Raw genomic sequence first — 26,908 nt, forward strand, 5'->3', positions numbered from 1 at the left:
CTTGGGGGGATTCGCTGGAGGGGGACATGGTCAGCAGGCGCACGGTGCTCGGCGCGCTCGGCGTCACGGGACTCGCCGCGGCGGGTCTGGCGTTGAACGACGAGGCCCCGATGGGTGAGGCGCTGCGGCACGCGCTGGGCGTGGCCGGCCCCGTGCCGACACCGAAGAGGGCCGTCGTGAAGGTGGACCGCGTGCACTCCCGCTACCGGGGCCGTGAGGTGGACCTGCTCACGCTGGTCCCGCCGGGCGTGGACACGCGTGGGCTGCCCATGTCGGTGTTGCTGCACGGGCGGTACGGGAGCGCCGGGTACGCGGCGGTGGGCGGCCTGCCCGAGGCGCTGGTGGCGGCCGTCTCGCGAGGCTCGGTTCCCCCGTTCGGGTTCGTCGCGGTGGACGGCGGGGACCACTACTGGCACGAGAACGTGCCGGGCGACGACCCGTTGGGGATGCTGCTGGAGGAGATCCCGGCGTGGCTGTCCGAGCGCGGTTTCGGGCCGGTGTTCGCGGCCACGGGCGTGTCGATGGGCGGTTTCGGCGCGCTGGTCTACGCCAGGCGGAGGCACGAGCGTCGAGAGCCGCTCAAGGCGGTTGCGACCATGGCGCCGGCGCTGATGACGTCGTGGGACGAGATGAGCAAGCGCAACGCGTTCGACGACGAGGCCGAGTGGGCGTCGCTGGACCCGTTGCGGAACGTGGACAAGCACGGGCCCGTGCCCGTCGGCGTGTGGGTCGGCGACAAGGACTGGTTCATCGAGGGGACTCGCCGCTTCATCGCCGCCGCCAAGCCCGCTGTTGCCACCATTGTTCCTGGTGGGGGGCACGATGATTCCACTTATCGCAAGGTTGTTCTCGATGTCGTCCGTTTTCTCGGTCGACGCGCTTCTCTTTCTTGACGCGCTTCGCTTTGGGTCTTGGACGCGCTTCGCGCTGGTCGTGGACGCGCTGACGCGCTCTCAAGATCAAAAGCGGCGCTCGCCGCGCGGCAGGCCCCCGGGGGTGGAAGGGCGTCGGTTCGTTCCCCGCACGGCCTGCCGGAGGCAACCACCCTTGGGGGTTCTTGGCAACCGGTGAAGCGTGGTTGCCAAGAACCCCCAAGCGCGGTTGGGCTTCGCCCAGGCCGTACGGGGAACGAACCGAGGCCCTTCCTGTGGCTGAATAGCCCGAAGAAGAGCCGCGCTTCGCGCGGGAGTGCGGGCGAGGGCCGGGCGGACAGGAGGCGGGTGCGCAGGGGCGGGTGCGCAGGGTCGGGTAGCGCGGGGACGAGGCAGCGCGGCGCGAGGCCATGTGGCGCGCGAGCGCGGTTGGTGGGTCGTGACAGGGAGGGCCGGAAGCCGGGCGCACTGCCACAATGCGCGAAACCGACCCGGCCCTTTGCGCCGAAGGCGCCTATTTTGGGCTATCAGCCACAGGAAGGGCCTCGGTTCGTTCCCCGTACGGCCTGGGCGCAGCCCAACCGCGCTTCACCCTTCTTGGCAACCACGCTTCACCGGTTGCCAAGAAGGGTGAAGGGTGGTTGCCTCCGGCAGGCCGTGCGGGGAACGAACCGACGCCCTTCCACCCCCCGGGGGCCTGCCCGCCGGCGAGGCGCTTTTGATCTTGAGAGCGCGCAGCGCGTCAGGGCCGAGAGAGCGAAGCGCGCCCCGAGACCAGCACGGAAGCGCGTTAAGAGCGAGGAGTGAGAGGAGTGCGGTCGCTGCGGACCCATTTCAGAACGGCGGGCCAAGGGCCGTACTGAGCGGCGACGTTCAAGTGGCCGCCGCCGACGATGACGTCCAAGTCCAAGCGCAGCGTCTCCGCCAGCTCCTTGCCCTGGGCCAGCGTGCAGTACTCGTCGCCCTCGCCCAGCACCAGCCTGGTGGAACCGGCGGCCCGGCGCACCAGCGTCGGGTCCAGCGGTGGGTTCAGGAACTCCGTGATCGCGGGCTCGTCCCGGTAGTCCGGGAACACCGGGGCCACCAGCAGCGCTCGATCCACGCGCAAGGCCGGGTCGAAGTCCCCGGCCGCGTGGTGCAGCCACAGCAGGCACGCCAGCGAGTGCGCCAGGACCACCCGTTCACCCTCCCGGGGAGCGGCTGCCAGGTGCTCGCGCAGCTCCGCGAGCCACACCGCCAGGCGCGGCTCGTCCGGGAGGGTGAACTGGGGCACGTCCACCTGGCCACCGTGGTGGGCCAGTTCGCCCGCCAGCCAGTTCTGCCAGTGCGTCGGCCCGGAACCGCCCAGGCCGTGCAGGACGAGGGTGTACGGGAGGCTCACGCCGACTTCTCGCGACGCTCCCGGCGGGACGGCTGCCGGGCCACGATGGTCGGGTTCACGTTCTCCTTCACCGTCTGCTCGGTGATGACGACCTTGGCGACGTCCGAACGGCTCGGGATGTCGTACATCACCGGCAGCAGGACTTCCTCCATGATCGCCCGCAGGCCCCGGGCGCCGGTGCCGCGCAGGATCGCCTGGTCGGCCACGGCCTCCATCGCGGTCCGCGTGAACTCCAGTTCCACGCCGTCCATCTCGAACAGCTTCTGGTACTGCTTGACCAGGGCGTTCTTCGGCTCGGTGAGGATGCGGACCAGCGAGTCCTTGTCCAGGTTGGTGACGCTGGCCACCATCGGCAGACGCCCGATGAACTCGGGGATCAGGCCGAACTTGATCAGGTCCTCGGGCATCGACTCGGCGTAGTAGTCCGCCGCGTCGACCTCGGCCTTCGTGCGCACCTCGGCGCCGAAGCCCAGGCCGCGCTTGCCGATCCGGTCCTGGATGATCTTCTCCAGACCCGCGAACGCGCCCGCCACGATGAACAGCACGTTCGTGGTGTCGATCTGGATGAACTCCTGGTGGGGGTGCTTCCGGCCACCCTGCGGCGGCACGGAGGCCGTTGTGCCCTCCAGTATTTTCAGCAACGCCTGCTGCACGCCCTCGCCGGACACGTCCCGGGTGATCGACGGGTTTTCACTCTTTCGAGCGATCTTGTCGACCTCGTCGATGTAGATGATCCCGGTCTCGGCCCGCTTGACGTCGTAGTCCGCCGCCTGGATGAGCTTGAGCAGGATGTTCTCGACGTCCTCGCCGACGTAGCCCGCCTCGGTCAGCGCCGTGGCGTCCGCGATGGCGAACGGGACGTTGAGCATCTTGGCCAGCGTCTGGGCCAGGTAGGTCTTGCCGCACCCGGTGGGCCCGAGCATGAGGATGTTCGACTTGGCCAGTTCCACGCCGTCGTCGCGACCCTCACGTCCGCGGTCACCCGCCTGGATGCGCTTGTAGTGGTTGTAGACCGCCACCGAGAGCGTCCGCTTGGCCTCGTCCTGGCCAATGACGTACTGGTCGAGGAACTCGTGGATCTCGGCGGGCTTCGGCAGCTCGTCGAGCTTCACGTCGCCGGCTTCCGCCAGCTCTTCCTCGATGATCTCGTTGCAGAGGTCGATGCACTCATCGCAGATGTAGACACCGGGGCCGGCGATGAGTTTTTTCACCTGCTTCTGGCTCTTCCCGCAAAAAGAGCACTTCAGCAGGTCGCCGCCGTCACCGATACGCGCCATGACCGCTGACCTCTGTCCCCTCCGGCGCACGACCTGGTGAGGTGCGCCTGACTGCTGTTCGGCTTACACCCGCCGGCTGCGGGGTCAACCCGTTCCCCTCGACGGTACCTGGCCCACCCGCCTGTGCGGGAGGACCAGCGTGCCCCCGACACCCCGAACCACCCAGGATCCCTGGTCGGTTCGGCGTGTCGGGCGACACGCCGGGCTCACTTGGCGGAGAGCTTCCGGTACGGCAGGACGCTGTCCACGATGCCGTAGTCCTTGGCCTCTTCGGCGGTGAGGATCTTGTCGCGTTCGATGTCCGTACGCACCTGTTCGGGGGTGCGGCTGGTGTGCTTGGCCAGCGTGGTCTCCAGCAGGCGGCGGACGCGCTGGATCTCGTTGGACTGGATCTCCAGGTCCGACACCTGGCCGTAGACGCCCTCGGTGGCCGGCTGGTGGATCAGGATCCGCGAGTTGGGCAGCGCGTGCCGCTTGCCCGGGGTGCCCGCCGCGAGCAGCACGGCGGCGGCCGAGGCGGCCTGGCCCAGGCAGTAGGTCTGGATGTCCGGGCGGACGAACTGCATGGTGTCGTAGATGGCCATCAGCGAGGTGAACGAGCCACCCGGCGAGTTGATGTACATCAGGATGTCGCGGTCCGGGTCCTCTGACTCCAGCACCAGCAGCTGGGCCATCACGTCGTTGGCCGACGCGTCGTCCACCTGCACGCCGAGGAAGATGATGCGCTCCTCGAACAGCTTGTTGTAGGGGTTGGACTCCTTGATGCCGTAGCTGGTGCGCTCGACGAACGACGGGAGCACGTACCGGGACTGCGGCGCGTGGAACTGGCTCACTTGGTTACTCCTGGTCGGTGTGCTCGCCGGGTCAGTTGGTGTTCGCCTGGCTGGCGCGGGTGATCACCTTGTCCACGAAGCCGTACTCCAGGGCCTCCTGGGCGGTGAACCAGCGGTCGCGGTCGGAGTCCGCGATGATCCGCTCCACCGGCTGACCGGTGTGCTCGGCGATCAGCTCGGCCATCTCCCGCTTGGTGCGGGTGAGCATGTCCGCCTGGATGGCGATGTCGGCCGCCGTGCCGCCGACACCCGCCGAGGGCTGGTGCATGAGGATGCGGGCGTGCGGCAGCGCGTGGCGCTTGCCGGGGGTGCCGGCCGAGAGCAGGAACTGGCCCATGGAGGCCGCGAGGCCCATGGCGTAGGTCGCCACGTCGGGCTCGATGAGCTGCATGGTGTCGAAGATCGCCATGCCCGCGGTCACCGACCCGCCGGGCGAGTTGATGTAGAGCGTGATGTCCTTCTCGGGGTCCTCGGCCGCGAGGAGGAGCAGCTGTGCCGTGATCTGGTTGGCGATGCCCTCTTCGACCTGCGACCCCAGCACGATGATCCGCTCGCGGAGCAGGCGCTCGTAGACCGAGTCGTTGAGGTTCATCCCCGTGGCCGACCGCATCTCGGGCGTCGGGAAGAAGTGCTGCGTCACGTCTGCCTGCCTAACTTTTTGCCGAAAAGAGTCTCGTGACAACGACCTTAACGAAGGCGGGCGGCGTCGCCTTCCCGACACCGCCCGCGTTCGCTCAGGGCTTCACTCCAGGGTGATTTCCGACCGCCCGATCAGGCGTTCGGCTCAACGGCGGATTCCTCAGTGGACTCCGCCTTCGGCTCGGCGGCCTTGGGCTCGCCGAAGAGCTCGTCCAGGTCGAGGGCGTTGCCCGCGCTGTCGGTCACGGTGGCCTGGCGCACGACCGAGGCCAGCGCCTTGCCGCGGCGCACGTCGGCGAAGATCGCGCCGAGCTGGCCGGACTGCTGGGCCCGCTTGACGTACTCCTCCGGGCTGATGCCGAAGCGCTGCGACTGGTAGACGATCCGCTCGGTCAGCTCGGCGTCGGACACGCCCAGCTGCTCGGCGTCGGCGATGGCGTCGAGCACGAGCTGCGTCTTGACCGCCTGCTCGGCGGCGGTGCGCACCTCGGCGTCGAACTCCTCCTTGGTCTGCCCCTGCTCGGACAGCCACTCGGCGAAGCGCGCCTCGTCGTGGTCGAACGCGTGGACGGCGTCGTGCTCGCGGGCCTCGACCTCGCCCTGGACGACGGCCTCGGGCAGCGGCACCTCGACGGCGGCGAGCAGGGCCTCCAGGACCTTGTCGCGGGCCTGGACGCCCTGCTGCATCTTCTTCACCCGGCCGAGGCGGACCTTCAGGTCCTCCTTCAGCTCGTCCAGGGTGTCGAACTCGCTGGCGAGCTGGGCGAACTCGTCGTCCAGCTCGGGCAGCTGGCGCTCCTTGACGGAGTTGAGCACGACGGTGACCTCGGCCTCGCGGCCCGCGTGCTCGCCGGCCACCAGCGTGGTGGTGAAGGTCTTGGACTCGCCCTCGGACGCGCCGACCAGGGCGTCGTCGATGCCCTCGACGAGCTGGCCGGAGCCGATCTCGTAGGACAGGCCGGTGGTCTTGGCCTCCTCGACCTCCTCGCCGTCCACGGTCGCGGCCAGGTCGACGGACACGAAGTCGCCGTCCTGGGCCGGGCGCTGGACGCCGGCGAGGGTGCCGAAGCGGGCGCGCAGCTCGTCGAGCTGGGTCGCCACGTCCTCGTCGGTGACCTCCTGCTCGTCCACGGTCACCGCGAGCTCGCCGAACGCGGGCACGGTGATCTCGGGCCGGACGTCGACCTCGGCGGTGAACGCGAGCGACTCGCCGTCCTCGATCTTCGTCACCTCGAAGTCGGGGCGGCCCAGCGTGCGCAGCTCGCCGGAGCTGACGGCCTCCAGGTACTTCGCGGGGATGGCCTCCTGCACGACCTCGTCCAGGACGGGCGCGCGGCCGATGCGGCTCTCCAGCACGCGGGCGGGGGCCTTGCCGGGGCGGAAGCCGGGGATGCGGACCTGCTTGGCCAGCTTGCGGTAGGCGCGGTCGAAGTCCGACTTGAGCTCGTCGAACGGCACCTCGACGTTGATCCGGACCCGCGTCGGGCTCAGGTGCTCGACGGTGCTCTTCAACGTGGTCTCCTCGTAACGGGCAGGACGTGCGGAACACCCCGGGAACGCTCGCCCGAGCGCCGGAGTGGAACCCCGAGTCTAGGCGGTGCGCCGGCACCCGGGTCCCCGACCCCGGATGTCGCCGCCTGCCGCGCGCGCGTGCGCACGCGGGGTGGGCCATGACACCCGCGGCCGGCCGCCGCGGAACGGTGGTACGTCAGTGGGCGTGGCTTGACCGGCGGGGCAGCTTCACCAGCGGGGCGGCTGGGCCGCGGGCACCAGTGGCAGTGGGGCCATCGGCACCACCTCGCCCACCGGATGCCACCGGCTTCCGCCGAGTGCCGCCGGGTGTCTCCCGGCACGTTTACCGCCCGGCCCAGGACCCCGTTTCCCGTCACCCACCGTAGCCGCGACATCGCATTCGACTCACATTCGACAACGTCCTCGCGTACGGCCCAGCCCGTTCTGGCATCCGGCCCAATACCATTTGCGGGGCGGTTACCCGGTTTTTCCTTTTTCGGACATCCGGAATGCATTCGGATGACCGTGCGGCGGGTATGCACCCGAGGCGTCGCGTCGATCTTGCCAGGCGTGCGTTCTCCGCACTCGTGCGGAGAAGTCCGCCCACGTGGGACCGCATCGCGCGGGGTGGGCCGTGCGGCGCTCCGGCCGCACCCGTTCGCACGAACGGACCAACACCCGCCACTCGTATTGGGCCGTTCGAGTGGCGGTGATCGTTGTTGACTCTCCGGAACGTCCCATCACCCAGCGAAGTCGGGAGACCATGGTGTAACACGGATGCCGTAACGGCGACTAACAGTCGGCAACGAGCGCGGGGAGGTGGTTGACCACAAGGGGTGAATAGGGGCCGTTCGGAGTAGTCCTCGACGGAAAAGTTTCACTTGTCGAGATGACTCCACTCGCCGTAGTCCATTAGTGTGGGTTTCAGGTAGCGTGACGCCCGGACCCGCATCGCTGGACCACGAATATTTCACGTTGCCGGACGTTCTGGGGGGCCAGCAGCGGACGCCACCGGCAACCGGGACCGAGGAACGAGCGAGACAATGTCATCGAGCTTCTTAACCACCTACCAGACAAGGTGCCGATGACCCGATGAGAGCCATTCCGCCGCTGCCGAACGGTAACCCCGGACCTGGCCCGGGTGCCGGCTGTGCACTTCATCGCGTCGGCTTCCGACAGGTTCTGGTGACCACACGAGTCCATCGGGTACCGCCCCTCACGGCAGAGCGGCGATGTTGACCGGCTAGTAGCCGGATCGACTGCCGCCAGCACCGAACCCGCGGCCGGGTCGTCCCTCCTCCCGCCCGCGGATCACTTCACGCACCGTTGGGGAGCTCCATGGAGACGCGTCAGCTTTTGGCGTTCACAACTGTGGTTCAAACGGGCAGTTTCACCAAGGCAGCCGCCACGCTGAAATGCTCGCAACCCACCATCACCACGCGGATCAAGGCCCTCGAAGAGACCCTTGGGGTGCCGTTGTTCCGGAGACTCCCGCGAGGCATACAGATGACCTCCGCGGGTGTCGAGCTGCTGCCTTTCGCGCGCAACATCATCACCTTGACGGACAAGGCGCGAAAAGCGATCACGATGAACGGCGAGCCGCACGGCAAGCTGGTCATCGGCAGCGCACAGAGTCTGACCGACTACCGACTGCTACCTCTCATCGAGTACATGTGCTGGAGGTACCCGAGCGTCCAGATCTCCCTGCACTCGCGGAACACCGCCACGAACCTGGCGTCGGTCCGCGAGGGGAGGCTGGACTGCGCGTTCTTCATCGGCCCGGTCGAGGCCCGCGAGGGCCTGGAGACGACCGTGCTGTGCCCGGAACCGCTGGTCATGGTCGCGGGCCCGACCCACGCCCTGACCCGGCGGTCGGTGATCACCGAGGACGAGCTGCGTGGCAGCACGCTCATCCGGGCGGAGAACGGCGCGAGTTACTACGAGCAGTTCGAGCAGGCGCTGGGGTTGCAGGACGCGGAGTCCCGCTCGCCGGTGCTGGCTCTGGATTCGATCGACGCCGCGAAGCGCGCGGTGGCCTCGGGGCTGGGCATCTCGCTGGTGCCCGAGGTGACCGTGGCGGCCGAACTGGCGGACGGGCGGCTGTGCCGCCTGCCGTGGGTGCCCCCGTTCCGGGTGTACACGCAGTTCGCGTGGCGGCAGGACAACTCCACCAACCCGTCGGTGACCGCACTGGTGTCCGCGGCGGCGCAGGTGGTGAGTGAACAGGTGGCGACGCCCGCCTGACCGTCACGACCACTGGGGATCGGCCGTTCTTGAGCGCCCAGGCGCGGGTGTGCTCAAGAACGGCACTGGCGAGGGAAAAGCCCTGACCAACCACGGTGGGCCGGCCAGGGCGACCGTCGGGGCGACAGGATTTGAACCTGCGACCCCCCGCTCCCAAAGCGGGTGCGCTACCAAGCTGCGCCACGCCCCGGTCACCAACACCCTATCGCGACAGGCTAAGCTGACCCCGCGCCCACCCCCGTGGACGCGATGCGGGTGTAGCTCAATGGTAGAGCCCCAGCCTTCCAAGCTGGTCATGCGGGTTCGATTCCCGTCACCCGCTCTTCTGCCCCCTTGGACCGCGGAGTCTGGCGTGGGACGTGCCAAGCGGGTGCCGCTTCCCCCGGTGAGCCGGTTCGAGTTGATGCTCGTCGTGAAGGCGGCCATCGCGGCCTCCGGGCGTTCGGACCTCACCTTTGAGCTCGCTCCCGAGGATGATGATGCGGCCGTGGAGTCATCTTGGTTCCTGACCGTCCGCACCGCCACGGACGAAGTCGACTTCCTGGTCGCGCGGGACGGTTGGGACTTCCTGCGTGAGGACGAGCAGGGGTACTTCGAGGACCTGGTGGAGATGCCGCAGTTGTCCGACGTGCTCCGGGAGCTGTGATCGCTCAGGTGCGCGGGTCAGGTGTTCGCACCCGGAGCTCGGTGCAGGTCATGGCTTCACTCGGGTGGGTGGCTTGGCGGGCGGGACGTTGCTGTGGTCGTAGCGTGGAACGGCATGGTGGCTTGGGTTGCTCAGGAGACGGCTGACGACGCGCTCGGGGTCGGCGTGTTGTTGTTCCTTCTCGGGCTCGCGGTGGCGTTGTGCGTGTTGTGGGTGGCTGCTGTGGTTTCCGTGTTGCGGCATCAGCGGTTGACCGGGGGTGGCAAGTTCCTGTGGATCCTGGTGATCTTCGGGTTCCCGTTGTTGGGCAGCATCGGGTGGTTCGTCGCGGGGAAGGACGCCCGGCTGGTGAAGGATCCGGTTGCGCCGCCCATGATGTGAAGCATGCGACTTGATCAGGTTGTCATCGACTGCATTGAGCCTGCCCGGCTGGTTCGGTTCTGGGCCGGACTGCTGGGTGGTGAGCCCGTCCTGCGGGAACGGGGGTGGGCGCAGGTCGAGCCGCCCGGGTGGCCGCGGATCTCCTTCCAGCCCGTGCCGGAGGGCAAGGTCGGGAAGAACCGGCTGCACCTCGACATCGGGGTGGAGGACATCGCGGCGGCGACCGACAAGGCGAAGGGGCTGGGGGCGTCGGTGGTGGGTGGCGTGGTGACCGACGAGCAGGGCAGTTTTCAGGTGGTGTCGGACCCCGAGGGCAACGAGTTCTGCTTCGTCAGCGACTGACGCTCACGACGTGACGGCGCGCCACAGGGCCTCGCCGAAGCGGACGGCCAGCACCACCATGAGGAAGCCGATCCCGAACGTCACCAGGCACCTCACGATCAGTCGCAGCTTCGCGCGGGTCATCGGCACAGTGTGCGCCCTACGATGACGCTGTGACCGCGGATTGCCTGTTCTGCCGCATCGTCGCGGGCGAAGTGCCCGCACGCGTGGCGCATGAAACCGACAACGTGTTGGCGTTCCACGACATCAACCCCCAAGCACCCACTCACGTCCTGGTGATCCCCAAGGAGCACTTCCGCGCCGCGGGCGACATGGACCCCGCCACGGCGGGCGAGGTGCTGCAAGCGGCGCACCAGGTCGCCAAGGCCGAGGGGATCGACGAGGACGGGTACCGGCTGGTGTTCAACACCGGCCGCGACGCCGGGCAGACCGTCTTCCACGTGCACTGCCACGTGCTGGGCGGTCGTCCGCTCGCCTGGCCGCCGGGCTGAGTCAGGTCACGCCGGCCACGGCCGCCCGCAACGCGCGCACCACGGACCTGTCGCCCTCCACGGACAGCTCCGACTCCGGGACCCTGCCCCACAACCACAGGTCCACCGCCGACGCCGATCCCGACACCACCGCCGCGGGATCGGCCGTGGCGCAGAAGTCCACGACGTGCTCGTGCAGCGCGACCGTCCACTCCCGCCCCGGCACGCGCAACGTGATCGCCAGGCCGTCGCGGTGCGCGGCCGGGGGCAAGTGGCAGCCCAGCCACAGCCGCAGCACCTCCTCGATGCCGTCCACGGCCAGGGCGTGGTCCAGCGGCGCGGCGAGGCCGGCCGCCGCCTGGGCGTCCACGCGGTGCACGGCCGTCTCGTGCGCCATGCGCCGCAACCAGAACCCGAGCGTGCGGTCCCACGGGCACCACGTCGCCGCCGGTTCCACCGCCCGCGCCGGGTCGAGCACGGCGATCAGCGAGGCCGCCCCGATCCGGTACCAGTCCACGGGGTCCGCGCCGCCGGGGTCCCGCGGCCACTCGCGCGGCCGGCTGCCCCGCGTCACCCAGCGGGTCACCAGCCGGTGCACCGAACCGACGTGCTGGACCAGGTCGGCCACGGTCATCCCGGGGCACCCCGGCACGGGTCGGTCCGGCGGCACGAGGTCCGCGGCCACCGCGAGCGCGGTCGCCTCGGTCCGGAGAGCGCCGGCCAGCGCGTGCGGGTCCACCCGTGCAGCATGTCCGAGCCCGCCCGCCCGGCGCGACCCCTGATCGTCCGGAAAGCCGACCGGGGACCCGACCCGGAAACCCGTTCGCGCGGACGCCCGGGTCGGCGTATGAAGAACGGTCATGGCGCTCACCCTCCGCACGCTCCGGCACGACGAGCTGGCCACCTACCAGCACGTCTTCAACCAGGCGTTCCTGTCCGACGACCGCGAAGACCTCATGGAGCGGTGGCGGGACCTGTTCGAACCCGACCGGCACCACGGCGTGTTCGAGGACGGCGAGCTGCTCGCCGGCGCGGGCGTGCAGACCCGCGAGATCACCGTGCCGCACAACGGCCCGCGGCCGGTCGCCGCGGTGACCGGTGTGTGCGTGCGGCCCGGCCACCGGCGGCGCGGCCTGCTGACCCGGCTGATGACCGCCCAGCTGCACGGCCTGCACGAGGAGGGCCGGGAAGCCATCGCGGCGCTGTGGGCGTCGGAGGCGGGGATCTACGGCCGGTTCGGCTACGGCCAGGCCGCCGATTTCATCCGGATGTCGCTGCCCGCCGGCTCGGCGTTCCGGCCGGAGGTGGCCACCGGGGACGTGCGCATCCGCGAGGCGCCGGCCGCCGAGGCGATGCCGTTGATCAAGGCGCTGCACGAGCGGATCCGGCCGACCAGGACTGGTTGGCTCAGCCGCACCGACGCGATGTGGGCCGCCTACCTCGCCGACGAGGAGCACGACCGCGGCGGCCTCACCGCCTACCGGTACGTCCTGCACCCGCACGGTTACGCCGTCTACCGGGTCAAGGGCGACTGGCAGGAGCGGGGTCCGCGCAACGAGCTGCACGTCCGCGAGATCGCCGCCGAGACCGACGAGGCCTACGCCGCGCTCTACCGGTACCTGCTGGACCTGGACATGGTGGGCGAGCTGAAGTTCTTCACCGCCTCCGACGACCCGGTCCTGCACCTGCTGGCCGACCAGCGGCTGGCGCTGCGGTCGCGGACGGACTCGCTGTGGGTGCGGGTCGTGGACGTCGACCGCGCCCTGCCGCTGCGCCGGTACCTGTCGGACGTGGACGTCGTGCTGGACGTGCGCGACGCGTTCTGCCCGTGGAACGCGGGCCGGTGGCGGCTGACGGTGAAGGACGGCGACGCGTCGGTGCGCCGGGTGGACGACGAGCCGGACGTGGAGCTGGACGTGCAGGCGCTCGGCGCGGCGTTCCTGGGCGGCACGCGCCTGGCGACGCTGGCCCGCGCGCAACGGGTGCGTGAACTCACACCGGGCGCCCTGAACGCCTTGTCACACGCCTTCCTGGGCGACCGCGAGCCGCATTGCCCGGAGGTGTTCTGAGCCGGTGCGGGAACCGGGGGCGGCGGTGGGTTCGTTGACAGGGTCGTAACGCTCGCCGCTCCCCCGGGAGGCCCTGTGGACGCCACCGTCGTGGTGCTCGTGTTGATCGTCCTGGTCGTGGGCGGCGGGTGGTACCTCGCGAAGACCCGGGCCGCCGCGAAGCAGCGCGAGCTGGAGGACGCCCAGGCCGAGGCCCGCCGCTGGGTCGAGCGCCTGGGTGGCCAGGTGATGTCGCTGACCGGCACGGACGTGGCCTCGACGCAGGCCCTGGCCGACGCGTCGGAGCGCTTCACCGCCGCCGGTTCCCAGATGGAGCAGGCTAAGACGCTGGAGCAGTGCCGCCTGGTCACGCAGACCGCCATGGAGGGCCTGTACTACGTGCGGGCGGCCCGGACGGCGATGGGCATGGACCCCGGCCCGGAACTCCCGGACCTGACCGGCCAGGGCCGCGCGGGCAAGGTCTCGGAGGACCGCCAGGTCACCGTCCAGGGCCACAACTACGCGGCCTCGCCCCACCCGGGCGCGGGCACTCCGCACTACTACCCCGGCGGCATGGTCGCCGGCCGCCCGGTCCCGCAGGGCTGGTACTCGGAACCGTGGTGGAAGCCGGCGCTGGTGGCCGGCGTGTGGGGCGTGGGCACGTTCCTGCTGTTCGACGCCATGTTCACCGGCATGGCCGGTGTGGCGATGGCCGACGCGTACTCCGACGGCTACGCCGACGGCATGGCCGCCGACGGCGGTGACGCGGGCGGCGACGCGGGTGGTGACATGGGCGGCGACTTCGGCGGCGGCATGGACTTCGGCGGCTTCGACATCTGACACCGGGCGCGCCGCGCGTGCCGGAACAGCACGCGCAGCGCGGTCAGACGGATTGGGTCCGCAGGACGGAAACAGCGGCTCCGCGAGCGCCGAACCACTGCTCCAGTTCAAGGCCGTCCAGCTTCAAGCCCGGCACGACTTCCACGGGTCCCAGGACCGTGCCGCGCATCCCGGCCACCGTGGCGTCGACCAGCACCGCGTCGCGGAACGACGTCGACTCCACGACCGCGCCCGACAGGTCCGCCCGGCTGAAGTCGGCCCGCAGGAACGACGCGTCGGTCAGGTTCGCGCGGCTCAGGTCGGCTTCGGTGAACCGCCCGTCCACCGCGTCCGCCTTGGTCAGGTTCGCCCCCACCAGCTTCGCCCGCACGAAGCTCGCCCCCCGCACGACCGCCCGGACCAGGTCCGCGTCGGACAGGTCGGCCCGGATGAACCGGGTCTCCTCGCAGTGCGCCGCCCACAGCTCGATGCCGCGCAGGGTGGTGTCGGCGAGGTTGGCGCGGCTGAACCAGCACTCCACGAACGGGCCGCCGGACAGGTCCGCGCCGCGCAGGTCGAGGTCGAGCGCGTACAGCGGCTGGGACGGGTCGGCCAGCCACTCCCGGAACGCCTCCGCCGCGCCGGCGTCGGTGGGCCACCGCGGCGGCTGCCACGGGTCACGGGTACCAGATGATGCGGTCACCCCAGCCCTCCTTCGCGACGATGGACTTCATGTTCTCGATGTCGGCCGCGCTGGCGTTCCGCGTGTCCATGATGACGTTACGCCCCTTGTCGAACTGGCCCTGGACGGTCTCCCGGAACCACTGCTCGGTGTAGGCGTTCTGGTAGGGGCCGCTGTTGCGGACCCGCTCCGGGACCTCCGGCGGCCAGTCGGAGTGGGCGCCCTTCATGTCCCACGCCTGGCCCTTGGCGTCCACGAAGTCCCCGCGACCCGGGACCAGGTTGCCGTCGGCGTCCTTCGGCCGGTCGAACGGGCCCAGGCCGCGTTCTTCCAGGTCCAGCATGATCCTCGCCTCGTCCTGCGAGCCGGGGCGGATCTTGCCGCTGTGGTCCGGGTCGCGGGCGACGTCGGCGAAGCGCTCCGGGTTCTTCGCCTCCAGGTCCTTCAGGTGCTGGTTGAGCGCCGCCTTCTCGGCCGGGGTCAGCTCCGGGTGGGGCTGGGACAGGTCGGCGGGCCGGCGCGGCAGCGCCGGGTGCGGGTCGCCGCCGGGGGTGGGCGGCGGCGGGTTGTTGTCACCGGGCGGCTTGCCCGAGCCACCCGAACCACCGCCGGTGCCGTCCGTGGGCGGGTTGCCCGATGACGTCGGCGGCGGGTTGCCCGACGACGTCGGCGGGTTGCCGGAGGTCGGCGCGTCCACGCCGGAGGTGGTGGTGGTCCCGTCGCCGAGCTTCGGCGGCTGGGACACGGGCGCGCCGGACGTGGTCGTGCCGCCGCCGGGAGGCGTCCCGTCCGTGCCCTGCGGCTTGACGTCGGTGTTGCCCGGCTTCTTCACCGGGTCGGGGGTGGGTGGCGCGCCGCCGCCGTCCGGGGCCTTGCGCAGCGCCTTGAGCCCGCGCTTGATCAGGTCCCACAGCTCGTCCAGCCGGGACAGCAGCGGGCGCAGCTTCGCGATCGACCGCATCAGCAGCGTGATCTTGTCGGCGATCTTCGCGACCCACTTGGCGATGATCGACGTCGCCGCCGCCACGACGTGCGGCGTCGCGAAGCCCAGGGTCACGGCCTCCTCGGCCAGCCACTGCGGGATGCGGGCGAGCAGCGTGGCCACGCACTCGGCGATCAGGTCGCGGACCAGGCCGCGGACCGTGCCGACCAGCACGCCGCTGACCTCCACGACCGCGCTGACGATCCCGGCGCAGTTGGCCGCGGCGGTGATGTGGTGGGACTGGTTGGTCACCGAGGCGCGGTAGGCGTCGGCGGCGGGGCCGGTCCAGCTCGCCGTGCCCCGGCTGGCCTCGGAGGTCAGGTCGCCGCCCGCGTTGTTCACCGCCTGGGACACGTTCTGCCACGTCCGCGCGTAGGCCGCGATCTGGTCGCTGTCGCCGGCCAGCCAGTTCAGCGCCTGGCGCAGCGGTCCGACGTGCTCGATCAGCCAGGACACCGCGGAGGCGACGATCGAGCCCAGCGGGTCCAGCACGAACGACAGGGCCTCCAGGCCGGTGCCGGCCAGGCCCAGCCCGGCTTCGACCCACGACCCGTCGCGGACGCCGTTGTAGAGGTCCACGGCGGATTCGACGATGCCGATGCCGGTGTAGGACTGCGTCGAGTCCTGGCGCGGCGCGACCAGCGGGTTGTTCATCGGGCGCCGTCCCGGAACGGACGGGTGTTGGTCTGCTCGACGGCGTCGTAGTCGGCGGCGGTGCGCCGGACGCCCGCGATGGTCTCGGCGACCGACTCGGCGACCTCGGTCAGCGACGCCACGCCCGCGTTCGCGATGAACACCATCATCGGCGGCAGCATGGAACAGGTCTTGCCGTAGGCCTGCCCGGACAGGCTGACCTGCCGCGCGGCGTCCACCGCCTGGGTCAACTGGTCCTCCACGCCGCGCAACCGGTCGGCGTGGCCACGTAACTCGTCGGCGACGACCTCGTAGCCGCTCACGCACACCCCCTACTCGGTGACGGCGGGACCATCCCAGTCCTCGTCGTCCTGGACGGGCCGCCGCGCGGGCGGCGGAGGGGCCGACGGCCGCACCTGGTCCGCCCAGGGCGGGGTGTCGGGCGCGGGCGGCGGGAAACGCTGCCGGTAGGACGACACCAGGGCCTCGGCGGTTCCCGGGTCGTCCACGCCGACGGACGTGACGATCTCCGAGACCGCGCCCGCGATGCGCGCCTGGGCGCGGCGGATGGTGGTCATGATCGACGCGGCGAGCGTCGCGCCGGAGACCTCGCGCGCCTTGTCGGAGATCTCCAGGTGCTGCAACGCGCCCGACGCGCCGACGCTGAGCCGCACCAGGCCGTCGCGGGACACCTCGTGCACGGCGACCTCGGCCACCTGCTCGCTCACCCGCTGGTACTTCTCCGCCTTGGCCGCGACGCCGGCCGCCCACCGGGCGATCTCCTGCTCCGTGCGCACCTCGTCGCCGCCGAACACGGGTTCGGTCACCACGTGCCCCCTCTCCTGCACGGTGATCGTTCCGGGCGCGGGCTCCGTTAGCCCGCCGGGGACCAGCAGGCTAGGACGGCTGGCAAGCGGGGCACCAGAACAGGTTGCGTCCCACCAGCTCCGCCATCGCCACCGGCGTGCCGCAGAGCAGGCACGGCAGGCCGGCGCGCCGGTAGACGTAGACCTCGCCGCCGTGGCGGTCCCGGCGCGGCGCGCGGCCGGTGACCTCGGGCAGGTGCTCGGGGCGCACGGTGTCGATGCGGCCGACCTTCACGCCGGCGCGCATCAGCACCACGAGGTCGGACCACAGGTCGTCCCACAGCGCCCGGTCGATCTCGTGGCCCGGCGTGAGCGGGTGGACGCCGTGGCGGAACAGGACTTCCGCGCGGTAGACGTTCCCGACGCCCGCCAGCACGGACTGGTCCATCAGGAGCGCGCCGATCGGCTGACGCGACTTGGTGATCTTCGCGAACGCCCGCTCCGGGTCGGCGTCGCGGCGCAACGGGTCCGGGCCCAGGCGGGCGCGCAACGCCTTCACCTCGACGTCGGTCAGCACCTCGCAGCGGGTCGGGCCGCGCAGGTCCGTCCAGTGGGTCTCGCCGACCAGGCGCATCCGCACCTGGCCGACGGGGTCGAGCACGGGGTGCTCGGACTCGGTGAACGTCCCGTACAGGCCCAGGTGGACGTGCACGATGGCGTCCCGGCCGTAGACGTGGAACAGGTGCTTGCCGTGCGCCTCGGCCCTCCTCAGCACCCGTCCATCCACAGTGGACGCGTCGAACCGGCCCTGGGGGCTGGTGACCTCGACGGCGCGACCGGCGTAGCGGCGGTGGTGCAGGCGGGCGAGCCGGTGGAGCGTGTGGCCTTCAGGCACGGAACGGCACCACCGAGCAGAGGTGGGTGCGCACGACGGTCCGGCCGTCGCGGCGCAGGAGGCGTTCGGCCAGGTCGGTCGCCCGCGGGCGGTCGTGCTTGGCCAGCACGGCGCACAGGTCCGCGAGCTGCACCGCGAGGTCGAAGCCGCGGTCGCCGAACCGGGGGACGACCGGGGCGCGGAAGGTCCGCATCCGCCGGAGCGCGACCGGGACCCGGGAAGGCGGGGGAACCACGGCGCAGGTCGGCTCGCGGACCGGACCGGGGACGGCCCGGGCGTCGGCGGACCGGGCCAGGCCGCGCTCAACGGCCTCGGCGAGGTCGGGCGCCCACTCCGGGCCGTCCACGGCGCGGGCGAGCTGCCAGCCGAAGTAGACCGCGTCCGCCCGGCCGAGCATCGCCCGCAGCACGCGCCGCCGGTCCGGCTCGTCGGCCTCGGCGACGAACCGCGCGCCGTCGGCGACCGCGCCGGCCAGCGCCGGGAACGTGCGGTCGCGGCCCTCGTGGTCGGTCAGCATCCCGTGCCACGGCGACCGCGGGCCCTGCTCGACCGTCGCCGCCACCACCGGGTACACCGGCGCGTGGCCCCACGCCGTGAGCGCCAGCAGCGCCAGGTAGCGGTGGTAGCGCCCGGCGGAGTCGTCCACCAGGACCGACCGCAGCCCCGGCACCCGTTCCAGGTACCGGGGCTCGTCGGCCGCCGCGTCGATGACCGTCTCGGGCTCGCCCAGGGGACCGCCGTCGAGATCGGTGAACAGCAGGTCGCGGATCATCGGTGTCGTCGGATCAGGGCAGCGGCGGGGCCTCGTGGGTGCGCTCGTACTCGCTCATGATCGCGATGCGGCGCGCGTGGCGGGGCTGCTCGGAGAACGGGGTCGCGAGGAACGCCTCGACGATCTCCACCGCCTCGTCCGTGGTGTGCATCCGCGCGCCCAGGCCGATGAGCTGGGCGTTGTTGTGCTCGCGGGCGAGCTTGGCCGTCTCGACGCTGTAGGCCAGCGCGGCGCGGGCGCCGGGCACCTTGTTGGCCGCGATCTGCTCGCCGTTGCCGGAGCCGCCGATGACGACGCCCAGGCTGCCCTCGTCCGCCACGACGCGGCGGGCCGCCTCGATGCAGAACGGCGGGTAGTCGTCCTCGGCGTCGTACGCGGCCGGGCCGACGTCCACCACGTCGTGGCCGGCGGCGGCCAGGTGCTTCGCGAGGTGGGCCTTCAGCTCGAAGCCCGCATGGTCGGATCCCAGGTAAACACGCACGTCCCGGGAGTCTGCCATCCTTGGTCGAGTGTTCGGACAAGAGGGTTCCCAGCTCAGGTTGGAGTGGGGCGACGAGGGCGTCACGGCGCTCGGCGGGCTCTGCTCCGTGCTCGTGATCGTCGACGTGCTGTCGTTCAGCACCGCCGCGGACGTCGTGGTGAGCCGGGGCGCCCGGCTGCGCCCGGTGCGCTGGACCGACCGGGAGAGCGCCGCGCGACCCGCGGACCCGACCTGGTCGCTGCGGCCGTCGTCGCTGGTGGACATCCCCGCCGGGACGTCGCTGGAGCTGCCGTCGCCCAACGGCGCGACGCTGTGCGACCTGGCCGCGTCCACCGGGTCGGTGGTCCTGGCGGGCTGCCTGCGCAACGCGCGGGCGGTGGCCCTGGCCGCGCGGGAGTTGGCCCGCGGCGGCCCGATCGGGGTGGTGCCGGCCGGCGAACGCTGGGGCGTGGACATCAACAGCCCCGGGACCGCCCACCGGGGTCCGCTGCGCCCGGCGGTGGAGGACCTGCTCGGCGCGGGCGCGGTGATGGCCACGCTCCTCGGCTACGGGTCCGCGTCGGTCGAGGCGTGCGTGGCGGCGGAGATGTTCGCGCGGGCGCCGGTCGAGGACGTCGTCGCCGGGTGCGTGTCCGGGCGCGAACTCATCGCGGCAGGCCACGCGGGGGACGTCGAACTCGCCTCGCAGGTCAACGTGAGCACCGCGGTCCCCCGGCTGGTGGACGGCGTGCTGCGCGCCTGACGCGGGTCAGGTGCGGGCGGCCACCCACGCGGCCAGCTCGACCCGGTTGGCCACGCCGACCTTCGCGAACAGGGCGGTCAGGTGGTTCTCCACCGTCGAGACGGACAGGTGCAGCCGGGACGCGATCACGTGGTTCGGGTGGCCCGCCGCCACGAGCAGGGCGATCTCCCGCTGCCGGGTCGTGAGGTCCGCCAGGGCGACCCGGCGGACCCTCGGGCGCAGCGCGAGGACGTGGACGGCCTCGCGGTCCATCGCCGCGCCACGCCCGAACGCCTCCTCGAACCGGGTCTCGCCGACGCTCGCGACGACGGTCCGGCGGGCCGCCTCGCGCCGGCGCTTGAACGGGACCAGGCCGCCGATCGCCACGCCGGTCGCCTCCTGGAGCGCCACGGCCGCGCCCAGCAGTTCCGCCGTGGACTCCAACACACCCGACGCGGACGGGTCGCGTTCCGCCACGGCGGCCTGCGCCCAGGCGATGGCCTCGTAGGACCAGGTGCTGCCCCACTGCTCGCGCAGGGCGACCTGGGTCTCCAGGCTCTCCCGGAACCACTCGACCGCCCGCGCCGGGTCGCCGTGCCGCAGCGGGACCAGGCCGCACGCCCAGCGGGCCCAGCTCGCGGCCCAGGTCGCGCCGGCCGCCCGCGCGTCGGCCAGGCAGTCGGCGGTGGCGTCCGCGCCGGTCCGCTCGTCGCCGTGGAAGCCCGCGGCCAGGGCCTTGATCAGCTTGAACTGGCCCCGGTCGCCCGGCGAGTCGGCCAGCTCCACCGCGCGGCCCAGCAGGGTGATGCCGCGCGGGTCGTCCTCCACGAGCGTCGCCCACGCGCCTTCCAGGAAGACCACGGGCGCCACTTCCGCCGGCCCTACCAGCTCCCGGCAGTGCGCCAGGGCGGCGCGGGCGGCGTCCTGCGAGCCCTGGCACAGGGCGATCCAGCCCAGGGTCGCCGTCGCGCCCACACGTTCGGGTGACGGGCGGACCGGGGCGAGGTCGAGCAGGGTCGTCAGCCAGGTGCGGAACTCGCCCAGCAGGGCGTGGAAGAACTGCACGCGCAGGCGGCCCAGGTCGGTCAGCAGGCCCAGGCCGAGCTCGGCGCGTTCCGGGGTGGTGGCGCAGTGGTTGAGGGCGGCCCGGAAGTTGGGCATCTCGTCGTGGGCCGCGCCGAGCAGGGCGACCTCGTCCGGCGAGTACCAGCTGGCGGCGTAGCGGGCGGCCAGGGCGCGGAAGCAGGCGCTGTGGGCGTCGCGGACGCGGTCCTGCTCGCCCAGCGCGGCCAGGCGGCGGCGACCGTGCTCGCGGATGGGCTGCAACTGGTGGTAGCGACCGTCCGGACCGGCGTTGACCAGGGACTTCGCCACCAGGTCGGCGAGCAGGTCGAGCACCTCGTGCGCGCCGATGCCGTCGCCCGCGCAGACCTCCTCGGCGGCGGCCAGGGAGAACCCGCCCGCGAACACCGAGACGCGCGCCAACAGCCGTTGCTGCTCGGGCGAGCACAGGGCGTAGGACCAGTCGAGGGTCTGTTCCAGGGTGCGGTGGTGGCTGCGGACCCGGCGGGTGCGGGTGGCCAGCAGGCGACCGCCGTCGAGGCGGTCCAGGACGTCGCGGGGGGCCATGCCGCCGCCCAGCCGCACGGCGATCAGCTCCAGCACGAGCGGCAGGCCGCTGGACCACTCGACCAGTTCGGCCAGCGCGGCTTCGTCGGCGGGCGCGGACCGCGTGGCGCGGCCCGCGGCCTCGGCGCGGCGCAGCAGCAGGCGCATGGCGTCGGAGCCGGGACCGCCGACCAGCGACAGCGGCGGCACGACGACCGTCCGCTCCCCCGCGATGCCCAGGTGGTGGCGGCTGGTGGCCAGCACGCGCACGCCCGGCGCCTCCTCCAGCAGCAGCGCGCACAGGTCGCCCGCCGCCTCGGCCAGGTGCTCGCAGTTGTCCAGCACCAGCAGCAGCTCGCGGTCGCGGAGGTGGTCCAGGAGCACGTCCACGGGGTCGGCGCTGGACTGGTCGGTGATGCCGACCGCGTGCACGACCTCGCGGTGCAGCTCCTCCGCCCGGGTCACGTCGCCGAGCCGGGCCACCGCGACGGGGAAGGCGTGCCGGGCGCGGCACCGGCGGGCGACCTCCAGCGCGAGCACCGTCTTGCCGACCCCGCCCGGCCCGGCGAGCGTCACCACGCGGTCCGGCCCGAGCACGTGCCCGGCGGTGTCGGCGACCAGCGCGTCCCGGCCGACCAGCTCGGTCACGGGTGCGGGCAGTCCGGTCCGCGTCCGTCCTGTCGTCATCGTCCCCCCACCGCCTCCCAGGAGGCCGACGCCGAAGCTTAGGGGACCCCCGGTTCGCGGGACTGCGGAGTTCCCGGGTACCCGCCGCGGGGCGGGCGCGGAAGAGTGGGCTGCGTTCCTCTCCCGAGGACAACGCACGGTCGTGCCGTCCGGGGACTGCTCTCCCCAGCGCTGTTCCGGTACACGACCGAGGGGGGCTGTCATCGGGGTCTCGCGGGTCGTCCCAACCCGCCGGGACCCCGATCGACACGTCACCGCCCGCCCGGGACGACCGCGGCGTCCCACCGCCGGCTCCCGCCGGGCGCGGCGCTCCACCGCGGGCTCCCGTCGAGCGCGGCGGCCCGCCGCCGGCTACCGCTGGATGGACTTGACCTCGGTGAACTCGTCCAGCCCGAAGCGCCCGAACTCGCGGCCGTTGCCCGACTGGCGGTACCCGCCGAACGGAGCGCTGGTGTTGAACGCCGCGCCGTTGATGTCCACCTGACCCGTGCGCAAGCGCTTGGCAACGCGCAGCGCCCGCTCGGTGTCGGCGGAGAACACCGCGCCGCCCAGCCCGTAGACGGTGCTGTTGGCGATCCGCACGGCGTCGTCCTCGTCCGCGTACGGCATCACCGACAGGACCGGCCCGAAGATCTCCTCCTGGGCGATCGCCATGTCCGGCGTGACCCCGCCGAACACCGTCGGCGTCACGTGGAAGCCGCGCGCGGTGGGCGCGTCCGGCCCGCCCTGCGCGAGCGTGGCCCCCTCCTCGACACCCCGTCGGATGTAGCCGACCACGCGGTCGCGCTGCGCGGCGGACACCGCCGGGCCCAGGCGGGTGGTGGCCTGCGCCGGGTCGCCCGGCTCGTACTTGGCGACTGCGGCGGCGGCGATCGCCAGGGCCTCGTCGTGCCGGTCGGCGGGCACCAGCAGCCGGGTCCACGCGCTGCACGCCTGGCCGTTGTTCATGAACGCGTTGGCCACGCCGATCTTCACCGCGCGGGCCAGGTCGGCGTCGTCCAGCACGACGTTGGCCGACTTGCCGCCCAGCTCCAGCGCGACCCGCTTGACCGTATCGGCGGCCAGGGCCGCGACCCGGCGACCGGCCCGCGTCGAACCGGTGAACGACACCATGTCCACCAGCGGGTGCGCGGCCAGCGCCTCGCCGACCACCGGGCCGGTGCCGTGGACCAGCGAGAACGCCCCGTCCGGCACGCCCGCCGCGCGCAGCACCTCGGCCAGGAGGTCCGCGGTGAACGGCGCCAGCTCGCTCGGCTTGAGCACGACCACGCTGCCCGCGGCCAGCGCCGGGACCACCTTGGCGACCATCTGCTGGAGCGGGAAGTTCCACGGCGTGATCGCGCCGACCACGCCCACCGGCTCGCGCACGACCAGCGAGTTGCCGATCTCCTCGCCCGCGAAGTAGCCGTCGTCCAGCGCGTCGGCCACGCCCCGCGCGATGCCGACCGGGTTCGGGACCTGCACCTTCCGGGCGAACGTGATGGGCGTGCCCATCTCGGTGGTCATGGTCGTGGCCAGCTCTTCGGCCCGCGCCTCCAGCTCGTCGGCGATCCGCCGGACCAGCTTGGCGCGTTCCTCCACCGGGGTCGCCGACCACTCCTGGAAAGCGGCGGAAGCCCTGGTCACGGCGTTGTCCACGTCCCGCGGGGTGCCCGCGGGGACGGTGCCGACGACCTCTTCGGTGGCCGGGTTCACGACCTCGATCATGACGCTCCTGTGACACTCTGAGGCGATTTCCGCCCCAGAGTGTCACATCGATCGGGTCAGGAGAAGTCCAGGTCCCCGGTCCGGGTGCGCTTCAGCTCGAAGAACTTCGGGAAGCTCGCCAGCGCCACCGCGCCGTCGAACACCTTCAGCGCGTCCTCGCCGCGCGGGATGGCGGTGAGCACCGGGCCGAAGAACGCCACGCCGTCGATGTGGATGGTCGGGGTGCCGACGTCCTCGCCCACCGGGCCCATGCCGCGGTGGTGGCTGGCCTTGAGCTCCTCGTCGTAGTCGGTCGAGTGGGCGGCCCCGGCCAGCTCGGCGGGCAGGCCGACCTCGGCCAACGCCTGCTTGACGACCAGGTCGTAGTCCTTGTTGCCCTCGTTGTGGATGCGGGTGCCGAGGGCGGTGTAGAGGTCGCGCAGGACGTCGTCGCCGTGGTGCTTGGCCGCGGCGATGGCCACCCGCACCGGGCCCCAGGCCTTGTCCAGCATCTCGCGGTAGCGGGCGTCCACGTCGCGGCCGGAGTTCAGCACCGAAAGGCTCATCACCCGGAAGTTCAGGTCCAGGTCACGGTGCTTCTCGACCTCCAGGATCCACCGGGACGTGATCCACGCGAACGGGCAGACCGGGTCGAAGTAGAAGTCGACCTTGGTGGGTGCCGACATGGTGGGTGTCTCCTCTGTGTTGCTCGTGCGGCGGTCCGCCGCGGCGGCGTCCTCAGGGTCCAACCCGCCGGCCCGGCGGAGTCTTCCCTCGGACGCCAGTCCACTTCTCCCGGTCCCACGTGATTGGATGCGACTGTCGTGTTCACCGACACGACACTTCTCCCCGTTCCGACGACGTCGGCGCCCGGCCAACGAGGGCGTCGGCAGACGAGGTGACCAGTGGCGGCACCGAACCTGACCCGCGACCAGGCGCAGCAGAGGGCTGCGCTGCTGGAAGTCGACTCCTACCGGATCGAGCTGGACCTGACCGACGGCGGCGGCAAGCCCGGCTCGGAGGTGTTCCGCTCCACCACGACGATCGCCTTCCGCAGCCGGACCCCGGGCGCGTCGACGTGGGTCGACATCGTGGCCGCCACCGTGCACCGCGCCGTCCTCAACGGGGTCGAGCTCGACGTGTCGGACTACCGCGAGGAGGACGGCCTCGCGCTGCCCGACCTGCGCGACGTCAACGAGCTGACCATCGAGGCCGACTGCCGGTACATGAACACCGGCGAGGGCCTGCACCGGTTCGTCGACCCGGTCGACGGCGGCGTCTACCTGTACTCGCAGTTCGAGACGGCCGACGCCAAGCGCATGTTCGCCTGCTTCGACCAGCCGGACCTCAAGAGCGTCTACACCCTGACCGTGACCGCGCCGACGGACTGGAAGGTCATGTCCAACGCGCCGATCGAGTCCACTGTGGACGGCGCGGGCGGCGCGGACCGGCACGCCTTTGAGACCACCAAGCCGATGTCCACCTACCTGGTGGCGCTGGTCGCGGGCCCGTACGCCGAGTGGCGCGACGAGTACACCGACGGCGAGACCACCATCCCGCTGGGCATCTACTGCCGCGCCTCGCTGGCCGAGCACATGGACGCCGAGCGGCTGTTCACCGAGACCAAGCAGGGTTTCGGGTTCTACCACCAGGCGTTCGGGGTCAAGTACCCGTTCGGCAAGTACGACCAGTGCTTCGTGCCGGAGTTCAACGCGGGCGCGATGGAGAACGCGGGCTGCGTCACGTTCCTGGAGGACTACGTCTTCCGCAGCCGGGTCACCCGCTACCTGTACGAGCGGCGCGCCGAGACCGTGCTGCACGAGATGGCGCACATGTGGTTCGGCGACCTGGTCACCATGCGCTGGTGGGACGACCTGTGGCTGAACGAGTCGTTCGCCACCTGGGCGTCGGTGCTGGCGCAGGCCGAGGCGACCGAGTACCGGCAGGCGTGGACGACGTTCGCCAAGATCGAGAAGTCCTGGGCGTACCGGCAGGACCAGCTGCCCTCGACGCACCCGGTGGCCTCGGACATCCCGGACCTCCAGGCGGTCGAGGTCAACTTCGACGGCATCACCTACGCCAAGGGCGCTTCGGTGCTCAAGCAGCTCGTCGCGTACGTGGGGCTGGAGAACTTCCTCGCGGGCCTGCGGGTGTACTTCGCCAAGCACGCGTGGGGCAACGCGACCCTGGCCGACCTGCTGTCCGCGCTGGAGGAGGCGTCCGGGCGCGACCTGTCGTGGTGGAGCGCGCAGTGGCTGGAGACCACCGGCCTGAACCTGCTGCGCCCCAGGTTCGCCGTGGACGCGGACGGGAAGTTCACCGAGTTCGCGGTGTTGCAGGGCGGTGCCCGGCCGGGCGCGGGCGAGCTGCGCACGCACCGGTTGGCGATCGGCGTCTACGACTCCGACGAGTCCGGCAAGCTGGTCCGCACCCACCGGGTCGAGCTGGACGTGGACGGCGAGCGCACCGAGGTGCCCGAGCTGGTCGGCGTGCCGCGCGGCAAGCTCGTGCTGGTCAACGACGACGACCTGACCTACTGCACGATGCGGCTGGACAGCGACTCGCTGGCGTCGCTGATCGACCACATCTCCGACATCGCCGAGCCGCTGCCGCGGACGCTGTGCTGGTCGGCGGCGTGGGAGATGACCCGCGAGGCGGAGCTCAAGGCGCGCGACTTCGTGAACCTGGTGCTGGGCGGCCTGCACGCGGAGACCGAGGTCGGCGTCGTGCAGCGGCTGCTGCTCCAGGCGCAGACCGCGCTGTCGTCCTACGCGGACGTGTCGTGGCGGGGCGAGGGCTGGCGGCGGTTCACGGCGAAGATGCTGGAGCTGGCGCGAGCGGCCGAGCCGGGGTCGGACCACCAGTTGGCGTTCGTCAACGCGCTGGCGGGTTCGGTGCTGGAAGCCGCCGACCTTGAGGTCGTGCGCGGCTGGTACGACGGCACGGACGTGCTGCCGGGCTTGGACGTGGACACCGACCTGCGCTGGCGCCTGCTCCAGGCGCTGGTGGCCCACGGCGCCGCGGACCTGCCGGAGATCGCCGCCGAGGAGGAACGCGACCCGACCGCCACCGGCCGCCGCCGCGCCGAGTCGGCCCGCGCCCTGCGCCCGACGGTCGAGGCGAAGCAAGAGGCCTGGGACCGGGCGGTGAACGACGACGAGCTGCCCAACGCGGTCAGCGAGGCGATCGTGGCGGGCATCCAGCACCCGGGTCAGAAGGAGTTGCTGCAGCCGTTCGTGGCGCGGTACTTCGCCGACGTGGCCGACGTGTGGGAGCGGCGGTCGTCCGAGCGGGCGCAGTCGATGGTGATCGGGCTGTTCCCGTCGTGGTCCATCGCGCAGGACACGGTGGCGGCGGCGGACGCGTGGCTGGCGGAGGAACGGCCCCCGGCGTTGCGACGCTTGGTGTCGGAGGGCCGTGCGGGCATCGTGCGCGCCCTGGCGGCCCAGGAGTTCGACCGGTCCTGACCGTTGCTCGACGGGCCGCGCTCC

At 71.7% G+C, this 26,908-nt stretch carries 26 protein-coding genes and 2 tRNA genes; 11 read left to right on the forward strand and 17 right to left on the reverse strand.

Annotation, left to right across the window (positions count from 1 at the left end; all coding sequences use genetic code 11):
• The first annotated feature begins 26 nt into the window (after positions 1-26).
• Complete coding sequence (locus tag ABD126_RS23355) at positions 27-893, forward strand: alpha/beta hydrolase (protein ID WP_343936019.1); 867 nt, start codon at positions 27-29, stop codon at positions 891-893.
• 769 nt (positions 894-1,662) lie between these two features.
• On the opposite strand, the gene ABD126_RS23360 is transcribed toward ABD126_RS23355, so the two are convergent.
• From ABD126_RS23360 to tig, 5 genes are all read right to left on the reverse strand, one after another.
• Positions 1,663-2,253: an RBBP9/YdeN family alpha/beta hydrolase gene (locus ABD126_RS23360; RefSeq protein WP_343936020.1), complete on the reverse strand. Its 591-nt coding sequence runs from the start codon at positions 2,251-2,253 to the stop codon at positions 1,663-1,665.
• Positions 2,250-3,530, reverse strand: coding sequence for an ATP-dependent Clp protease ATP-binding subunit ClpX (gene clpX / locus ABD126_RS23365; protein ID WP_343936021.1), 1,281 nt, complete (start codon positions 3,528-3,530; stop codon positions 2,250-2,252). The genes ABD126_RS23360 and clpX overlap by 4 nt, the downstream gene beginning before the upstream one ends.
• Before the next feature lie 206 nt (positions 3,531-3,736).
• Positions 3,737-4,363 (reverse strand): ATP-dependent Clp protease proteolytic subunit, encoded by a 627-nt coding sequence (locus ABD126_RS23370; protein ID WP_121222304.1) that lies wholly within the window; start codon positions 4,361-4,363, stop codon positions 3,737-3,739.
• A 31-nt stretch (positions 4,364-4,394) separates the two neighbouring features.
• Positions 4,395-5,003 carry an ATP-dependent Clp protease proteolytic subunit gene (locus ABD126_RS23375; RefSeq protein ID WP_337723561.1) on the reverse strand — a complete coding sequence of 203 codons (609 nt, stop codon included), beginning with the start codon at positions 5,001-5,003 and terminating at the stop codon, positions 4,395-4,397.
• Between the two features lie 131 nt (positions 5,004-5,134).
• Positions 5,135-6,514, reverse strand: coding sequence for a trigger factor (gene tig / locus ABD126_RS23380; RefSeq protein ID WP_343936022.1), 1,380 nt, complete (start codon positions 6,512-6,514; stop codon positions 5,135-5,137).
• A 1,338-nt stretch (positions 6,515-7,852) separates the two neighbouring features.
• Here tig and ABD126_RS23385 point away from each other — a divergent pair.
• Positions 7,853-8,758 (forward strand): LysR family transcriptional regulator, encoded by a 906-nt coding sequence (locus ABD126_RS23385; RefSeq protein ID WP_343936023.1) that lies wholly within the window; start codon positions 7,853-7,855, stop codon positions 8,756-8,758.
• Between the two features lie 116 nt (positions 8,759-8,874).
• Here the strand turns inward: ABD126_RS23385 and ABD126_RS23390 are convergent.
• A tRNA-Pro gene (locus ABD126_RS23390) sits at positions 8,875-8,948 on the reverse strand.
• Positions 8,949-9,009: 61 nt separating this feature from the next.
• Between ABD126_RS23390 and ABD126_RS23395 the strand changes: the two genes are divergently transcribed.
• The 5 genes from ABD126_RS23395 (at position 9,010) to ABD126_RS23415 (ending at position 10,618) form a co-directional block, all read left to right on the forward strand.
• Positions 9,010-9,080 (forward strand) — tRNA-Gly (locus ABD126_RS23395).
• Positions 9,081-9,110: 30 nt separating this feature from the next.
• A complete protein-coding gene (locus ABD126_RS23400) occupies positions 9,111-9,404 on the forward strand; it encodes a hypothetical protein (protein ID WP_343936024.1) in 294 nt (97 codons plus the stop codon).
• Between the two features lie 93 nt (positions 9,405-9,497).
• On the forward strand, positions 9,498-9,785 hold the full coding sequence (locus tag ABD126_RS23405) for a PLDc N-terminal domain-containing protein (RefSeq protein WP_343936025.1): 288 nt from the start codon (positions 9,498-9,500) through the stop codon (positions 9,783-9,785).
• A gap of 3 nt (positions 9,786-9,788) precedes the next feature.
• Positions 9,789-10,127, forward strand: coding sequence for a VOC family protein (locus ABD126_RS23410; RefSeq protein WP_343936026.1), 339 nt, complete (start codon positions 9,789-9,791; stop codon positions 10,125-10,127).
• A gap of 152 nt (positions 10,128-10,279) precedes the next feature.
• Positions 10,280-10,618, forward strand: a complete 339-nt coding sequence (locus ABD126_RS23415; protein WP_343936027.1) for a histidine triad nucleotide-binding protein — start codon at positions 10,280-10,282, stop codon at positions 10,616-10,618.
• Between the two features lies 1 nt (position 10,619).
• On the opposite strand, the gene ABD126_RS23420 is transcribed toward ABD126_RS23415, so the two are convergent.
• The gene (locus ABD126_RS23420; RefSeq protein WP_343936028.1) at positions 10,620-11,336 is read right to left on the reverse strand and encodes a maleylpyruvate isomerase family mycothiol-dependent enzyme; all 717 of its coding nucleotides are present in this window, start codon (positions 11,334-11,336) and stop codon (positions 10,620-10,622) included.
• A gap of 121 nt (positions 11,337-11,457) precedes the next feature.
• Here ABD126_RS23420 and ABD126_RS23425 point away from each other — a divergent pair, with 121 nt between their 5' ends.
• Positions 11,458-12,666, forward strand: coding sequence for a GNAT family N-acetyltransferase (locus ABD126_RS23425; protein ID WP_343936029.1), 1,209 nt, complete (start codon positions 11,458-11,460; stop codon positions 12,664-12,666).
• A 75-nt stretch (positions 12,667-12,741) separates the two neighbouring features.
• Positions 12,742-13,485, forward strand: a complete 744-nt coding sequence (locus ABD126_RS23430) for a hypothetical protein (RefSeq protein WP_343936030.1) — start codon at positions 12,742-12,744, stop codon at positions 13,483-13,485.
• Between the two features lie 43 nt (positions 13,486-13,528).
• Here ABD126_RS23430 and ABD126_RS23435 read toward each other — a convergent pair whose 3' ends face one another.
• The 7 genes from ABD126_RS23435 to ABD126_RS23465 form a co-directional block, all read right to left on the reverse strand.
• Positions 13,529-14,167: a pentapeptide repeat-containing protein gene (locus ABD126_RS23435; protein WP_343936031.1), complete on the reverse strand. Its 639-nt coding sequence runs from the start codon at positions 14,165-14,167 to the stop codon at positions 13,529-13,531.
• A complete protein-coding gene (locus ABD126_RS23440; protein WP_343936032.1) occupies positions 14,142-15,782 on the reverse strand; it encodes a WXG100 family type VII secretion target in 1,641 nt (546 codons plus the stop codon). The genes ABD126_RS23435 and ABD126_RS23440 overlap by 26 nt, the downstream gene beginning before the upstream one ends.
• Positions 15,779-16,084 (reverse strand): type VII secretion target, encoded by a 306-nt coding sequence (locus tag ABD126_RS23445; RefSeq protein WP_343936033.1) that lies wholly within the window; start codon positions 16,082-16,084, stop codon positions 15,779-15,781. The genes ABD126_RS23440 and ABD126_RS23445 overlap by 4 nt, the downstream gene beginning before the upstream one ends.
• Positions 16,085-16,093: 9 nt before the next feature.
• Positions 16,094-16,588: a YbaB/EbfC family nucleoid-associated protein gene (locus tag ABD126_RS23450; RefSeq protein WP_343936034.1), complete on the reverse strand. Its 495-nt coding sequence runs from the start codon at positions 16,586-16,588 to the stop codon at positions 16,094-16,096.
• Positions 16,589-16,658: 70 nt separating this feature from the next.
• Entirely contained in the window at positions 16,659-17,462 is an 804-nt protein-coding gene (locus ABD126_RS23455) for an Fpg/Nei family DNA glycosylase (RefSeq protein WP_343936035.1), read from the reverse strand.
• Complete coding sequence (locus ABD126_RS23460; protein ID WP_343936036.1) at positions 17,455-18,234, reverse strand: hypothetical protein; 780 nt, start codon at positions 18,232-18,234, stop codon at positions 17,455-17,457. Before ABD126_RS23460 ends, ABD126_RS23455 begins: the two co-directional genes overlap by 8 nt.
• A 13-nt stretch (positions 18,235-18,247) precedes the next feature.
• Positions 18,248-18,715, reverse strand: coding sequence for a ribose-5-phosphate isomerase (locus tag ABD126_RS23465; RefSeq protein ID WP_343936037.1), 468 nt, complete (start codon positions 18,713-18,715; stop codon positions 18,248-18,250).
• Positions 18,716-18,743: 28 nt separating this feature from the next.
• Between ABD126_RS23465 and ABD126_RS23470 the strand changes: the two genes are divergently transcribed.
• Positions 18,744-19,457: a 2-phosphosulfolactate phosphatase gene (locus tag ABD126_RS23470; protein WP_343936038.1), complete on the forward strand. Its 714-nt coding sequence runs from the start codon at positions 18,744-18,746 to the stop codon at positions 19,455-19,457.
• 6 nt (positions 19,458-19,463) lie between these two features.
• On the opposite strand, the gene ABD126_RS23475 is transcribed toward ABD126_RS23470, so the two are convergent.
• The 3 genes from ABD126_RS23475 to ABD126_RS23485 form a co-directional block, all read right to left on the reverse strand.
• Positions 19,464-21,731: an ATP-binding protein gene (locus ABD126_RS23475; protein ID WP_343936039.1), complete on the reverse strand. Its 2,268-nt coding sequence runs from the start codon at positions 21,729-21,731 to the stop codon at positions 19,464-19,466.
• 351 nt (positions 21,732-22,082) lie between these two features.
• Positions 22,083-23,438: an aldehyde dehydrogenase family protein gene (locus ABD126_RS23480; RefSeq protein ID WP_343936040.1), complete on the reverse strand. Its 1,356-nt coding sequence runs from the start codon at positions 23,436-23,438 to the stop codon at positions 22,083-22,085.
• A gap of 56 nt (positions 23,439-23,494) precedes the next feature.
• Entirely contained in the window at positions 23,495-24,103 is a 609-nt protein-coding gene (locus ABD126_RS23485) for a mycothiol-dependent nitroreductase Rv2466c family protein (protein WP_343936041.1), read from the reverse strand.
• A 219-nt stretch (positions 24,104-24,322) separates the two neighbouring features.
• Between ABD126_RS23485 and pepN the strand changes: the two genes are divergently transcribed.
• Positions 24,323-26,884, forward strand: a complete 2,562-nt coding sequence (gene pepN, locus ABD126_RS23490; protein ID WP_343936042.1) for an aminopeptidase N — start codon at positions 24,323-24,325, stop codon at positions 26,882-26,884.
• Positions 26,885-26,908 lie beyond the last annotated feature (24 nt).

Source organism: Saccharothrix mutabilis subsp. mutabilis, assembly GCF_039521145.1.
Classification (GTDB): domain Bacteria; phylum Actinomycetota; class Actinomycetes; order Mycobacteriales; family Pseudonocardiaceae; genus Actinosynnema; species Actinosynnema mutabilis.